This window comes from Nocardia sp. NPDC058633 (assembly GCF_042717045.1).
In the GTDB taxonomy this organism is placed as follows: domain Bacteria; phylum Actinomycetota; class Actinomycetes; order Mycobacteriales; family Mycobacteriaceae; genus Nocardia.
This window is the reverse complement of sequence record NZ_JBHXRA010000022.1, coordinates 1-14,175: the sequence shown is the minus strand read 5'-3', so window position 1 is coordinate 14,175 and position 14,175 is coordinate 1. Positions and strand designations below refer to the sequence as shown.

Annotated in this window: 14 protein-coding genes; 5 read left to right on the top strand and 9 right to left on the bottom strand. The window is 66.2% G+C overall.

Features of this window, described 5'->3' with window-relative positions; translation table 11 throughout:
• Nucleotides 1-15: 15 nt before the first annotated feature.
• The 8 genes from ACFWUR_RS25690 to ACFWUR_RS25655 form a co-directional block, all read right to left on the bottom strand.
• A complete protein-coding gene (locus ACFWUR_RS25690; RefSeq protein WP_378910191.1) occupies nucleotides 16-1,278 on the bottom strand; it encodes an MCE family protein in 1,263 nt (420 codons plus the stop codon).
• Nucleotides 1,275-2,342, bottom strand: coding sequence for an MCE family protein (locus tag ACFWUR_RS25685; protein WP_378910190.1), 1,068 nt, complete (start codon nucleotides 2,340-2,342; stop codon nucleotides 1,275-1,277). The genes ACFWUR_RS25690 and ACFWUR_RS25685 overlap by 4 nt, the downstream gene beginning before the upstream one ends.
• Complete coding sequence (locus ACFWUR_RS25680) at nucleotides 2,335-3,363, bottom strand: MCE family protein (protein WP_378910189.1); 1,029 nt, start codon at nucleotides 3,361-3,363, stop codon at nucleotides 2,335-2,337. Before ACFWUR_RS25680 ends, ACFWUR_RS25685 begins: the two co-directional genes overlap by 8 nt.
• Complete coding sequence (locus tag ACFWUR_RS25675; protein WP_378910188.1) at nucleotides 3,360-4,559, bottom strand: MCE family protein; 1,200 nt, start codon at nucleotides 4,557-4,559, stop codon at nucleotides 3,360-3,362. Before ACFWUR_RS25675 ends, ACFWUR_RS25680 begins: the two co-directional genes overlap by 4 nt.
• Nucleotides 4,560-4,563: 4 nt before the next feature.
• Complete coding sequence (locus ACFWUR_RS25670; RefSeq protein WP_378910296.1) at nucleotides 4,564-5,361, bottom strand: MlaE family ABC transporter permease; 798 nt, start codon at nucleotides 5,359-5,361, stop codon at nucleotides 4,564-4,566.
• A gap of 58 nt (nucleotides 5,362-5,419) precedes the next feature.
• Nucleotides 5,420-6,184, bottom strand: a complete 765-nt coding sequence (locus ACFWUR_RS25665; protein WP_378910187.1) for an MlaE family ABC transporter permease — start codon at nucleotides 6,182-6,184, stop codon at nucleotides 5,420-5,422.
• A 324-nt stretch (nucleotides 6,185-6,508) separates the two neighbouring features.
• Complete coding sequence (locus tag ACFWUR_RS25660) at nucleotides 6,509-7,411, bottom strand: 3-oxoacyl-ACP reductase (RefSeq protein ID WP_378910184.1); 903 nt, start codon at nucleotides 7,409-7,411, stop codon at nucleotides 6,509-6,511.
• A 43-nt stretch (nucleotides 7,412-7,454) separates the two neighbouring features.
• Nucleotides 7,455-7,643 (bottom strand): ferredoxin, encoded by a 189-nt coding sequence (locus ACFWUR_RS25655; RefSeq protein ID WP_056819344.1) that lies wholly within the window; start codon nucleotides 7,641-7,643, stop codon nucleotides 7,455-7,457.
• Nucleotides 7,644-7,829: 186 nt separating this feature from the next.
• On the opposite strand from ACFWUR_RS25655, the gene ACFWUR_RS25650 reads away from it, so the two are divergent.
• The 4 genes from ACFWUR_RS25650 (at nucleotide 7,830) to ACFWUR_RS25635 (ending at nucleotide 10,876) form a co-directional block, all read left to right on the top strand.
• Nucleotides 7,830-9,023 (top strand): acyl-CoA dehydrogenase family protein, encoded by a 1,194-nt coding sequence (locus tag ACFWUR_RS25650; protein WP_378910183.1) that lies wholly within the window; start codon nucleotides 7,830-7,832, stop codon nucleotides 9,021-9,023.
• A gap of 21 nt (nucleotides 9,024-9,044) precedes the next feature.
• A complete protein-coding gene (locus ACFWUR_RS25645) occupies nucleotides 9,045-10,142 on the top strand; it encodes an acyl-CoA dehydrogenase family protein (protein ID WP_378910180.1) in 1,098 nt (365 codons plus the stop codon).
• 114 nt (nucleotides 10,143-10,256) lie between these two features.
• Nucleotides 10,257-10,496 (top strand): type II toxin-antitoxin system Phd/YefM family antitoxin, encoded by a 240-nt coding sequence (locus tag ACFWUR_RS25640; protein WP_378910179.1) that lies wholly within the window; start codon nucleotides 10,257-10,259, stop codon nucleotides 10,494-10,496.
• On the top strand, nucleotides 10,493-10,876 hold the full coding sequence (locus ACFWUR_RS25635; RefSeq protein ID WP_378910178.1) for a type II toxin-antitoxin system death-on-curing family toxin: 384 nt from the start codon (nucleotides 10,493-10,495) through the stop codon (nucleotides 10,874-10,876). Before ACFWUR_RS25640 ends, ACFWUR_RS25635 begins: the two co-directional genes overlap by 4 nt.
• Nucleotides 10,877-11,419: 543 nt before the next feature.
• Here the strand turns inward: ACFWUR_RS25635 and ACFWUR_RS25630 are convergent.
• Nucleotides 11,420-13,063, bottom strand: a complete 1,644-nt coding sequence (locus ACFWUR_RS25630; protein ID WP_378910177.1) for an acyl-CoA synthetase — start codon at nucleotides 13,061-13,063, stop codon at nucleotides 11,420-11,422.
• A 61-nt stretch (nucleotides 13,064-13,124) separates the two neighbouring features.
• On the opposite strand from ACFWUR_RS25630, the gene ACFWUR_RS25625 reads away from it, so the two are divergent.
• Nucleotides 13,125-13,907, top strand: a complete 783-nt coding sequence (locus ACFWUR_RS25625; RefSeq protein WP_378910176.1) for a crotonase/enoyl-CoA hydratase family protein — start codon at nucleotides 13,125-13,127, stop codon at nucleotides 13,905-13,907.
• The last annotated feature ends 268 nt before the right edge of the window (nucleotides 13,908-14,175 follow it).

The window sequence follows — 14,175 nt, the reverse complement described above, 5'->3', positions numbered from 1 at the left end:
CGAAGGAGCGAATGTTCACCGCTGTCCTCCTGGAACGGCGAGCCCGGCAAGACCTTCGGGCACGGTGACCGGAGCGGCGGTGGGCGCCGCGGTCGGCTGGCCCGCACCGGCCAGGCTCGGGTCGCTGTACACCAGCTGGTCGGGGAACGCTTGGACGCCGCCGACGGGGTTTGTCATGATCGGCGCGTAATTCATTGCCAGCGAACTGATCACCGGTGCAAGGAACTCCGCGCACAGATCGGCGGACTTGTCAGAGTTGTTGTGCTCGAGTGCCCGGATCGAACCACACAGGAAACTCAGCGGACTGGCCGTATTGTTCAGCGCGACCGAGCCGGTGAGCGAGCCCTGAGCGGGCTTGTAGAGCTGGTAGAAGTTCACCATCGCGGTCGGGCCGGAGTGCAGCACCTGTTCGAGCTGGGGCCGCTTGTCGACCAGCGTCTGGGTGACATCGGCGAGCTTCTCTACGCCCTCGGTCAGTTCACCCCCGGTGCCGTCGAGGAACCGTTTCACATCGGCCAGTGCAACATCGAGGCTGTCCAGCCCGGAGCCGAGATCTTCCGACGCACCGGCCAGCACCGAGGACACCGAAGCCAGCCGGCCACTGAACTGCACGATCTGCTCGTTGCTCGCCGAGAGCACCTCGACGAACTTCTGCAGATTGCGGATGGTGCCGAACAGGTCGTTTCGCCCGTCGGACAGGGTCGTCAGGGTCGCGGACAGTTCACGCAGGGTGTCGCGGAACTTCTGGCCGTTGCCGTCGAGGTTGTCGGCCGCGGTGTCGACGAAGCGGCCGAAGGAGCCCTTCTCGTCGTCACCGACCGGACCGAGCGCCGCCGACAGCTTGGTCAGTTCGGACTTGATCTCGTCCCACTCCACGGGCACCGCCGTGCGGTCTAGCGGAATCTGCGCACCGTCGGCCAGCTTGGGTCCGCCGCTGTAGGCGGGCGCGATCTGCACGAAGCGCGCCGACACCAGCGACGGCGCGATGATCACCGCGCGTGCGTCCGCGGGCAGGTCGACGCTGCTGTCGATGCTCATCTTCACTCGCGTCTGGCCCTGGCTCGGTTCGATCGAGTCGATGCTGCCGACGGTGACGCCGAGTACCCGGACCTCATCGCCTTCGTACAGGCCAGTGGTGGAGGTGAACGCGGCGGTCACCGTATTCTTCGCGCCGCCGATAACCAAGTAGACGGCCACGGCGACCAACGCCGCGACAACTACAACCGCTACGGCGATCGTCCAGCGCGGCAACCCGCGTACCTGCTGAGTCGAGCTCATCGCGGGGGATCCTCCTCAGTAGGAGCGATGTACGGCGTCCTCGGATGGGTGAAGATATCGATCAGGTCCTGTGGCACCTGTTCCGGCCAGACCAGCGCGTCGACGAGCGGGCGCAATTCGGTACTGGTCGCGTTCACCACGTAGGCGTTGAACCAGGGCCCGTTGCCGACCTGCTCACCGAGCGCGGCGGCGTAAGGGCCGAGTCCGTCGAGGGCTCCGTTGAGGTTCTGTTCGTTGCGCTGAAGCAGGGCGAGTACCGAATTCAGTCGGTCCAGCGTCGGCCGCATCTGGGGCTCGTTGTCGGCGACCAGGCCCGAGAGCTGCCTGGCCACATCGTCGATGTAGACAATGAGCTGGTTGATCGCGGCCCGGCGCCGGTCCAGCTCGCCGAGCAGCTCGTTGCCGTCGAGGAGCAGCGTATTGAGCTGGGTGCTGCGGTCGGCCAGGATCTTGGTGACGTTCTGTGCCCTTGCCAGCAGATCGGTCAGCGCCTGGTCGCGCACATTGATGCTGCGCGACAGGGCGGTGACGCCGTCGAGCGCGTTGCGTAGCGGGCCCGGCGTGTCGGCGAAGGCCGCCGACAGGGTATCCAGGGTCTGGTCGACCTGATCCAGATCGAGATCACGTACGGTCCCACCGAGATCGCTCAGCGCTTCGTTGAGCGAGTAGGGCGAGGTGGTGCGGTCGAGGGGGATGGTGTCACCGGTACCGATCGCGCCGGGGCCGGTCGGCACCACATCCAGCGACTTGCGGCCGAGGACCGTGTTCGTCTTGATCGCGGCGGTGGTCTTGTCCCCCAGCACGATCGACTCGTCGAGGTCGAACTTCACCAGGACCTTGTCACCGTCGAGGCTGACCTGGCGCACCTCGCCGGATCGCACACCCGCCACATGCACCGGGTCGCCCTGTACCAGGCCGCCCGCGTCGAGGAAGTTGGCGGTGAAGGTCGCTCCGGAGCGGATGAAGGGCAGCTCGGTGAATTGCAGCGTCGCGAGCGAGATCGTCACCACCAGCACCACGCCGACGATGCCGATCGTCGCCGCCGACGACTTGTTCTCATTCATTGGGCGTGCACCTTCCGGTCGCCTGCAGACCCGGCATGTGAACTTCCATCGGCTTGCCGTCGGGGCCGGTGATCAGAATGTTGGTACCGCAGATGTACAGCTGCAGGAAGGAGCCGTAGGCACCGATCCGGATGAGCTTCTTATATGTATCCGGCAGTTTTCCGAGCACCCATTCGATGTGGTCGGAACCCTCGTCCAGGTTCGTGGCGAGCCTGCCGGTCTGTTCGATGGTGTTGCGCAGGTCAGGACGGGCCTGCACCAGCAGGTCGTTGATTTCCTGGGTCGCGCCCGCGATCCGCGGCAACGCGTTGCCGATCGGGTCGCGCTGCGCGGACAGGTCGCTGACCAGGCGCTGCAGTTCCTCGATGGTGGTGGCGAACTGGTCACCGCGATCATCGATGGTGGCGAGGACGGTATTCAGGTTGTCGATCACGCTGCCGATCAGCGCGTCCCGGTCCGCCAGGGTCTTGGCGAAGCTCCCACCGCTGTTCAGTAGTGAGACCAGGGTGCCGCCCTGGCCCTGGAAGATCTGCAACAGCGCCGCGGTGAGATCGTTGACCTGCGCTGGGTCGAGCCCGCGCAGCAGCGGCTTGAATCCGCCGAGCAGCAGATCCAGATCGAGTGCGGGCGTGGTCTGCTCGCGGCCGATGGTGTCGCCGCCGGAGAGTCGCCGAGCCGAGCCCGGCCCCTCCAGCAGTTCCAGGTAGCGGTCGCCGACGAGGTTCTCGTACTTGATCGCCGCCCGGGTGCTGGCCAGCACCGCGTACTTGGTGTCGACATCGAACGCGACGTGGGCGAGATCGTCGTCGCCGACCTTCACCGAGGTCACCGAACCCACCGGGACACCGGCGATGCGCACCTTGGCACCGGGCAGCATGCCCGATGAGCTGGTGAACACCGCGTGATAGCCGGTCTCACTGGAGAACCGCGCCTGACTCAAGACGATCGCCAGGCCGGCGAACACCAGCGTCATCACCACGGTGAAGATCGCCAGTTTGATCGTCGTCCCCGTGTTCCTCACCGCGTCACTCCCGGCAGTCCGTCCAGCAGCAGCTGGAATACCTTTGGCACACCGTGGAATTCGTACTGGGTATTCGGCGTGTACGGCGCACCCTGGTTGGTATCGGTCACCAGATAGTTCGAATGGCTTTCCGGTACCCGGTCCACCACACCTTCGCAGCGCGGGCCACCGGTGGCGTTCACCTTGGGCAGGTCGTTCGGGTAGGTGTAGGGCTGGGAACCGGGCATCAAGCTCGCGTTCATGCCGACACCCGGCAGTAGCCCGCCCATCATCTCCTCGGCGATCGGCACCAGCGGGCCGAGGCCGTTGATGACGCAGCTCAATGCGGGCGCGTACTCGAACAGCAGGGCGGTCGTCGGCCGCAGCAGGTCGAGCGCGGTCACCAGATCGTGCTCGTTCTCACGCAGTACCGATCCCACCGTGTCGGACAGCCCGATCACATTGACCAGCACGTTGTCGAGCTGGCCCTGCATCTCGGAGATGGTCTGCGAGGTGGCGGTCGCGTTGTCGACGGTGCGCAACAGCGGGTCCGCGACCTCGGTGTAGAGGTCGGTCACCGCGGCGGTCTTGTCCAGATCCGCTTGCAGCGTCGGCAGGTAGGGGTTGAGTTCGCGCAGATAGCGATCCGAGCGCACCAGCAGATCGCCGAACTTGTCGCCACGACCTTCCAGCGCGGTGCCCAACGCGGTCAGCGTGGCGTTGAGCTTCTCCGGCTCCACCTGGGCGAGCACATCGGACAGGTGCTGGAACAGCGTGTTGAACTCCACCGTCACCGCGCTCGCTGCCACCGTGCTGCCGGGTTTCAGCGAGCTCGACGAAGGCTGTTCGGGGACAACGAAATTCACATACTTGGCACCGAACACCGTGGTCGAACGAATATCGACACCCGCGTTCGAGGGCACCAGCTTCAACTGCTCGGGGTCGACCTCGAGCCGTATCTGCGCGCCGTCGTCGCGCAGGTTGATCTCGGCGACCCGGCCGATCTCGACGCCGCGCACCTTCACCTTGGCGTCGGGGTCGAGCACGAGGCCCGCGCGCGGTGTCTCGACCAGTATCTGCGCGGTGGTGGTGAACGCACCTTGGAAGAGGGCGAACGCGAAGGCCACGAGCCCTACGAGCAAGCCGACCATCGTGAGCGCGGCGAGCTTGCGCCCGAGCCCGCCCTGCAATGCGGCAACGATTCGTGAAGTGTTCATCACGCTATCCCGAGAGGTGGAAGTTGCCGGAGGTGCCGTAGATGGCCAGCGAGATCAGCAGCGTCACAGTGACGACCGCGATCAGTGACGACCGCACCGCGTTACCGACCGCGACGCCGACGCCGACCGGACCACCCGCGGCGTGGAAGCCGTAGTAGGTGTGGATCAACATCACGGCCAGTGCCATCACGATCGCCTGCGCGAACGACCAGAGAATGTCGCTCGGGATCAGGAACGTCGAGAAGTAGTGGTCGTAGACGCCGCCCGATTGCCCGTAGATCACCACGGTCGCGAAACGGCTGGCGATGAACGAGGCGATCACCGCGAGTGCGTAGAGCGGCACGATCGCGATCATGCCCGCCAGCACCCGGGTGCCGACCAGGAACGGGATGGGCCGAATCGCCATCGATTCCAGCGCGTCGATCTCCTCGGCCACGCGCATCGCGCCGAGTTGGGCTGTCGCGCCGGCGCCGATCGTGGCGGCCAGGCCGATACCGGAGATCACCGGTGCCGCGATGCGCACATTGATGAGCGCGGCGAAGAAGCCGGTCAGTGCCTCGACGCCGATATTGCCGAGCGAGCTGTAGCCCTGCACCGCGATGGTGCCGCCCGCCATGAGGGTCAGGAAGCCGACGATCACCACCGTGCCGCCGATCACGGCCAACGCACCACTGCCCATGCTGATCTCGGCGATGAGGCGAATGGTCTCGGTGCGGTAGTGCACCAGCGCGCGGGGCACCGAGGCGAGTGCCTTGACGAAGAAGATCGCCTGATCGCCCAGGGAATCAAGCGATTTCGACATCCGCTCGTAACGACGGACCGTGCGCGGAAACTTGCTGCGAACTATGAATGCCACGTGGTCACCGCACCGTGAATTTCAGGCCGATCGCGGTGACGACCACATTCACCACGAACAGCGCCATGAATGCGAATACCACTGTTTGGTTCACCGCGTCACCGACGCTCTTCGGGCCGCCTTTGACGCCGAGCCCGAGATAACAGGCGACCATTCCGGCGATCAGGCCGAACATGCCGGCCTTGATTTCGGAGATGATCAGCTCCGGCAGATTCGTCAGCAGCGGAATGCCGTTGACGAACGCGCCGGGGTTCACGCCCTGCAGGAACACCGAGAACACGAAGCCGCCGACGATGCCGATCGTGCACACCAGGCTGTTGAGCATCAGTGCCACGAACATCGAGGCGAACACGCGTGGCACCACCAGTCGGCTGACCGGGTCGATGCCGAGCACCTTCATCGCGTCGATCTCTTCGCGAATCGTGCGTGCGCCCAGGTCGGCGCAGATCGCGGTGGCGCCCGCGCCTGCCACGATCAGCACCGTGACGATCGGGCCGACCTGTGTGACGGCGCCGAACGCGGCGGCTGCTCCACTGAGGTCAGCGGCGCCGATCTCGCGTAGCAGGATGTTGAGCGTGAAGACCACCAGCACCGTGAACGGGATGGCCACGAGCAGCGTCGGCACGATCGAGACGCGGGCCACGAACCAGGCTTGGTCGATGAATTCGCGCCATTGGAACGGCTTGCGGACGGTGGCACTCGCCACTTCCGCGCCGAGTTCGAAGAATCCGCCGACCGCCCGCAACGGGACAGCAAGGAGGTTGTTCATTCCGAATCCTCCTCAATCGACGGGCGGACCGATTTGTCCGCGTTCCCGTACTTCACCGCCACCCCGATCTGAAGACTGCCCAAAGACTAGAACATGTTCCTGCTAATGTCTGCCATTTTGGGCGACTCAGACCAGGACTTTTTCTTGTAAAACGCTGTCAAAACTGAAACGAAAGCTTATCGGTCTCATCCACCCGCCTGTGAGCCGTCACACACACCGACGCTCATGTCTACCAATACCTGGACCGGTGATCAACACGACAGGCGAGACAACTTCGGCGCGGCGCGCGGTGGGCCAACTTCGAGCAAACTGCGGACGAGGCAGTCAGCCCAGATCGCGTAGGTCGCGGGCCGAGAAGGTGTGGTCGGCGGGACGGTCTGCGAAATAGCCACCGAGGGTGGCGGCCAGGTCGGCCTCGGACCATTCGGCGCCCGCGGCGTCGAATCGCCGCTCGACCGTCGGGGCCGCCATCAGCGCGACCATCGGCCCGTAGACCACGAACACCTGACCGTTGACCGCGTCGGCGGCGGGCGAGGCGAGGTAGGCGACCAGCTTGGCGACGTGCTCGGGCGCCAACGGGTCGACCGCGCCGTCGGGCGCGTCCGCGAAGACCGCCTCGGTCATCGCGGTCCTGGCCCGCGGGCAGATCGCGTTGGCGCGCACGCCGTACCTGGACAGCACGCGCGACGCGGTCAGCGTGAGGGCGGTGATGCCCGCCTTGGCCGCGCCGTAGTTCGCCTGGCCCTCCGGTCCGAGCAGGCCCGCCTCCGAGGAGGTGTTGACCAGCCGGCCGTAGACCGGCGCGCCCGCGGCCTTGGACGCCGCGCGCCAGTAGGCGGCGGCGTTGCGGGAGAGCAGGAAGTGTCCGCGCAGGTGCACCGCGATCACCGCGTCCCAGTCCTCGTCGGACATGTTGAACAGCATGCGGTCGCGGGTGATGCCCGCGTTGTTGACAACGATGTCGAGCCCGCCGAGCGATTCCTGCGCGGTCGAGACGAGCGCGTCGGCTGTCGCGCGCTCGGCGATGGAGCCGCCGACGAATTCCGCCTTGCCGCCGAGCTCGCGGATCGCGGCGATGGTCTCGGCCGCCGCGTCCTCGGTGAGGTCATTGACGACCACCGCCGCACCGGCCGACGCCAGCGCGAGAGCTTCGGCCCTGCCGAGCCCCGCGCCTGCGCCGGTCACGATGGCGACTCGGCCCTCCAATGAAATCTGCGTCACACTCATTCGGCCGACTCTAGAACGTGTTCCACCATCCGACAAGAGGCGATCACGCCAACCTCAGCGCGGCCTTGGGGCACTGCGCCACGGCTTCCTCGGCATCGGCGAGACGATCGGGTGCGACATCGCCCTCGGCCACGGTCAACATGTCGTCGTCGTCAAGTTCGAACATGTCAGGGGCGATTCCTACACAGACGCCGTTCGCTTCGCACCGGTCGAAATCGACGATGATCTTCATGAGAACTTCCTTCCACACGGTCTTGGCGACACTAACCCAGACAGCCCGACCCGCGGAGCGGAACAGGCGACTGATCACCCTCAATACTGGAACATGTTCCAGTTCGTATGCAATGATCGGTTTCGGCGGGGCTCATTCCCTGCGCCCCGCCACCCGCCCCTTCAGCTCGACACCGAGGTAGGAAGCATGCGCGTCGCGTATACGCCGCAGCAGGAAGAATTGCGCGCCGAGCTGCGCCAATATTTCGCGAAGCTGATGACACCGGAACGCCGCGCGGCGCTGAGCATGACGACCGGCGAATACGGCTCCGGCAACGTCTATCGCGAGGTCGTGCGCGAGATGGGCCGCGACGGCTGGCTCACGCTGAGCTGGCCCAAGGAATACGGCGGCCAGGACCGCACCACGATGGACCAGCTGATCTTCGTAGAGGAAGCGGCCATCGCGGGAGCGCCGGTCCCGTTTCTCACGCTCAACTCGGTCGCGCCGACCATCATGCAGTACGGCACCGAGGAGCAGAAGAAGTTCTTCCTGCCCAAGATCGCCTCCGGTGAGCTGCACTTCGCGATCGGCTACTCCGAGCCCGGCGCGGGCACCGACCTGGCCTCGCTGCGGACCTCCGCGGTGCGCGACGGCGACGACTTCGTCATCAACGGCCAGAAGATGTGGACCAGCCTCATCGCCTACGCCGACTACATCTGGCTGGCCGTGCGCACCGATCCCGCCGCCAAGAAGCACAAGGGCATCACGATGCTCATCGTGCCGACCGACGTCGACGGGTTCTCCTGGACGCCGGTGCACACGATGGCCGGGCCCGACACCAGCGCCACCTACTACCAGGACGTGCGGGTGCCCGCCTCGTCGATGGTCGGTCCGGAGAACGGCGGCTGGTCGCTGATCACCAACCAGCTCAACCACGAGCGCGTCGCCCTCACCTCGGCGGGTCCGCTGAGCCTCGCGGTCGCACAGACCGTCGAGTGGGCCAGGCAGACCACCCTGGCCGGCGGCAAGCGCGTGATCGACCAGGAATGGGCCCGGCTCAATCTGGCTCGGGTGCACGCCAAGGTCGAGTACCTCAAACTGCTGAACTGGGAAATCGCCAGCCGCGCCGACCTGGGCGGTGAAGCGGCACCGAAACCGTGGGACGCCTCCGCGTGCAAGGTCTACGGCACCGAGCTGGCCACCGAGGCCTACCGCCTGCTGATGGAAGTCGTCGGGCCGCATGCCTATCTGCGCCAGGACTCCCCCGGCGCAGCCCTGCTCGGCAGGCTCGAGCGGATGCATCGCGCCGCGCTGATTCTCACCTTCGGCGGCGGCACCAACGAGGTGCAGCGCGACATCATCGCCATGACCGCCCTGCGCCAGCCCGCCTCAGCCCGCTGATCTTGAAAGCCGGTACCTCCCATGGATTTCACCCCCACCGAAGCCCAGACCGATCTCGCCCGGCTGACCGGCGAGGTCTGCGCCAAGCTCGTCACCGCCGATCGGCTGCGTGAACTCGACACCGCGGCCCGCTTCGACGAGCAGCTCTGGAAGTCGCTCGCCGAGACCGGCGTGCTGGCCGCAGCGCTGCCGGAAGCCCTGGGCGGCAGCGACTTCGGCATGCTCGAGCAGACCGCGATCCTGCGCGAACTCGGCCGCGTCGTCGCCGCGGTGCCCTATCTGTGGTCGATCGTCATCGGCGCGGGCGCACTGGCGAGGTTCGGCGACGACGACCAGCGACAGCTGGCCGCGCGGGCAGGCGCGGGCGAGCTCGTGCTCACCGCCGCACTCGCCGAGGAACTGCGCGCCACCACCGACGCTCCCGGCATCGTCGCCAAGGCCGCCGGCGCCGCATGGACGCTCACCGGTACCGCGACCACCGTCGCCTACGCCGACCGCGCCGCGCGAATCCTGGTGCCCGCCATCACTTCCAGCGGTGTCGGCGTCTTCGTGATCGATCCGGAGCACGCGTCGGTCACCCGCACCGCCCAGCAGGTCGTCGACCTGACCCCCGAGTTCGCCGTCGAGCTGGCCGACACACCGGCCGAGCTGCTCGGCACCATCGAAGCCGGAGCCGACATCCTCACCTGGCTGCGCGAATACGCCTGGCTCGGCCTGTCGGCCCTGCAACTGGGCACCTTGGAGCGCGCGCTCGAGCTGACCGCCGAGCACACCCGCACCCGCGAACAGTTCGGCAAGCCGATCGGCTCGTTCCAGTCGGTCGCCCAACGCCTGGCCGACGCCTACATCGACATCGGCGGGCTTCGCCTCACGGTCACCCAGGGCGCCTGGCGCCTCTCGGAAAACCTCCCCGCCGCCGAAGCCGTCCACATCGCCAAGTTCTGGGCGGCCGAGGCCGGCCACAAGGTCGCCCACACCGTCGTCCACGTCCACGGCGGCCTCGGCATCGACCGCGACCACATCACCCACAACTACTTCACCGCCGCCAAGCACAACGAATTCGCCCTCGGCGGCGCAACCCCCCACCTCCTCGCCCTCGGCGCGGAGCTCGCGCAGTAGTTGGACCAAACGTGCTCGCACCTCGCCAGGTGTCCACGCGGGGTGCGGGCGTCGCTGTGTGCGCACAGGGCGCGTAGTTCGTACGAAATTTGCGTGAAGATGTACAATTCATACATGACTGCAGCGCCCACGCCTGAGAACTGGGAGCTCCCGGTAAGCGAAGCCAGGGAGCGCCTCGCCGACGTGATTGCGGCCGCTGAGGCCGGTACCGTCGTGCACTTGACCCGCCACGGCCGCCGCGTGGCGGCCGTTGTGCCGGACTCGATGGCCGAGACCGCAGACAGCCAAGTCCGCGCACTATCGCGACAATTCGCCGAGCGTCACAGGAGCCTGCTCGACAGGCTCGCCAAGTGAGCGAAGCGGAAATTTACTACCTCACGGTCGCTGACCTGCGAGCAATCGCCGAGGATGCGGCAGGGCAGTACGTCGTACGCGACGCTGGACTGCTCGCGTCGGCGGCCGCCCGTCCGGCAACCACGGTGTACGGCGCCGACGCTTACCCAGATATCTGGGAGAAGTCCGCAGCGCTCCTGCATTCGACCGCAGCCAACCATCCACTTGTCGACGGCAACAAGCGCCTTGCCATCGCAGGCGCGATCGTCTTCCTGGCCTACAACGGCATCGACACGAGCTCTCTCGACGAAGACCTCGTCTACGACCTCATGATCGACGTCGCCAGTGGCATAGTTGTCGATGTCCCAGAGATCGCATCCCGCCTCGCTACCGCGTTGTAGCACGATCCGACCTCGACCGAATACCGAGCGCTATAGGCCACCCGCGCGCGTCCGGGCAGGTTACCGTCATGCCGACCAGCGATGGCAAAAGTGTTGGCCGGGAGTCGAAACAACCGCCACCGCATAGGCTTCACGGCGACACCTACCCCGCCTCCTTCATCCTGGCTGACGTCCCGCATGAACTGGCCGACCCCACGCACCGAGGTCGCCCTGCACCCCCGATTCCGTCACGTCGTCGCCCACTCCCCGACGACGCCGACAACCGCTGACACCCCGAACAGGTTGGTCGGTTGATCACCTCACCTGGCGCGCAGAGCAGGAGGAGTCGGCGGTGCATGATCAGCAAGGCGGGTTGACTCAACTCGTCACAACGGACCCCGACTGCGAACGAGTCTACGACGACTCGCCATCGACCTGAGCAACGCTGACGCCTGGCAACCAGGCGGGTTTCGGTCAACGGCGCGAAACTCGGACAGCGATGGGCGCCCGCCGATCAACTCGGCCCGCCCAGCACAGTGCTGGACGGGCCGAGTTCGAATGAAATCAGGACGAGCCCGCCTCGGCGTGTTCGTCGGCAGGGCGCTCGTCGGTCTGGGACTTGGCCCAGCGGTAGTCCGGCTTGCCCGCAGGCGAGCGCTTGATCTCGTCGACGAACCACAGGCTGCGTGGCTGCTTGTACGACGCGATCTCCTGGGTGAGGATCGGCTTCAGATCGGCCAGGGTGGGGCGGTTCTCGCCGCGGCACTGGACGACCGCGCAGACCCGCTGGCCCCAGCGTTCGTCCTCGACGCCGACCACCAGTGCGTCGAAGATCTCGGGGTGCGCCTTGAGGGCGCCCTCCACCTCTTCGGGGTAGATCTTCTCGCCGCCGCTGTTGATGCTCACCGAGCCGCGGCCGAGCATGGTGACCGAGCCGTCCTCCTCGACGCGCGCATAGTCGCCGGGGATCGCGAAGCGAACACCGTTGATCTCCTTGAACGTCGCGGCCGACTTCACCTCGTCCTTGTAGTAGCCGAGCGGGATGTGTCCGCTGCGCGCCAGCAGGCCGACGACACCGGAACCCGGTTCGACCGGCTTTCCTTCCTCGTCGAGCACCTGGGTGGCCGCGTCGATCTTCACCCGGGGGCCGCCGGTGTGGGTGGCGCCCTTGGCGACCAGGGAAAGTCCGCCGAACCCGGTCTCCGAGGAGCCGATGGAGTCGGAGATCATCCGGTTGGGCAGCACTTCGAGGAACTTGTCCTTGAGTGTGGGCGAGAACAGCGCCGCACTGCTGGCCAGAACGTACAGGGTCGAAAGATCGTAGGGCTCACCGGTTTCCGGGTTGCCCTCGGCGAGGGCGTCGAGCATCGGACGCGCCATCGCGTCACCGGTGATGAAGATCAGGTTGATGCCGTGTTTGTCGACGGCCTGCCACACACCGTGCCCGCTGAACTCGGGGATCATCACGGCCTTGCCGCCACCGAACAAACTGTGGAAGGTGGCCCACTGCGAGCCACCGTGAATCATCGGCGGGATCGGGTAGCGCACCATCTGCGGGTTGGCCGCGCCGATCTTGGCCAGCTCCCATTCATCCTTGGTGTACTCGCCGGTGACGAAGTTGATGCCGGCGCCGAGGACGCGCCAGACGTCCTCGTGTCGCCACATCACGCCCTTGGGCAGGCCGGTGGTGCCGCCGGTGTAGAGCATGTAGATGTCGTCGGGCGAACGTTCCCCGAAGTCGCGTTCGCCCGAGGAATCGGCCAGCGCGGCTTCGTATTCCACGGTGTCCGCGCCGATGGGGTCGGTGGTGCCGTCCTCGACGACGATCACCGTCTTCAGTGCGGGCACCTTGTCCCGGACCGCCGCCACCTTGTCGGTGTAGCGCCGCTCGTGGATCAGCGCCACCATGTCGGAGTTGTCGAAGATGTGCAGTAACTCGTTCTCGACATAGCGGAAGTTGACATTGATCATCACCGCCCTCGCCTTGAAGACGGCCACCATCGCTTCGACGGCCTCGACGGTGTTCCTGGAATAGATTCCGACTTTGTCGCCGGGACGCACACCCTGTTCCAGCAGGTAGTGGGCCAGTTTGTTGGCCCGCTCCTCTAGTTCGGCGTAGGTCGACTCTCGATGTTCGCCGACCAGCACGATCCGGTCGGGCATCAGGTCGACGGCATGTTCGACGAGATCGGCTATGTTGTAGCTCACAAAGACAAAAATAGAACGTGTTACTGTTTCTGACAAGACCAGATCGTCAGGAGAATTCAAAATGGCCCACTGCTTGGTCGAGAAGCGCGACCATGTCCTCATCGTCACCATGAACCGCCCCGAGGCGCGCAACGCCCTCTCCAGCGAGATGATGGCGATCATGCTCGAAGCCTGGGACCAGGTGGACAGCGATCCCGACATCCGCGTCGCGATTCTCACCGGTGCGGGCGGGGCCTTCTGCGCGGGGATGGATCTGAAGGCGATGAGCTCGCAGCATCCCGGGGACACCGCCTCCAGCGGCAGCTGGGACCCGGCCTACCTCCCCGCGTTGCTGAAGGGGCGGCGACTGTCCAAGCCGCTGATCGCGGCGGTCGAGGGCCCGGCCATCGCCGGTGGCACCGAGATCCTGCAGGGCACCGACCTGCGCGTGGCCGGGGAAAGCGCCAAGTTCGGCGTCTCCGAGGCCCGCTGGGGCCTGTTCCCGCTGGGTGGTTCCGCGGTGCGGCTGGCCCGGCAGATCCCGTACACGGTGGCCGCTGATCTACTGCTGACCGGTCGGCACATCACCGCTGCCGAGGCCAAGGAGATCGGCCTGATCGGCCACGTGGTCCCCGACGGCACCGCCCTCGACAAGGCCATGGCGCTGGCAGGCCAGATCGCCGACAACGGCCCGCTCGCCGTCCAGGCGATGCTGCGCACCCTGCGCGAAACCGAGGCCATGCCGGAGAACGAGGCGTTCCCCATCGAGGCGAAGATCGGCATCGAGGTGTTCAGATCAGCCGACGCCAAGGAAGGCCCGCGAGCCTTCGCCGAAAAGCGCAAGCCCAACTTCTCCGGCACCTAGAACACCACCAAACCCCCGGTCGGAATCTCCCGCCCCCAGCGACACCCACCAAGGCCCGATCCGGATCTCCCGCACCCCCCAGCCACACCCACAACACCCCCGTTCCGGATCTCCCGCTCCCCACACCCACCACACCCGATCCGCCATGACCGCACTCCCGACCCCGCACGACCCGACCTCGAGGAGGGTCCCGCCGCGCAGCGGCGGTAGCGGCCCGGCCGCGAGTTAGCCGCCGTTGCGTCCGCGGCGCAGCCGCCAGCCAGTCTCT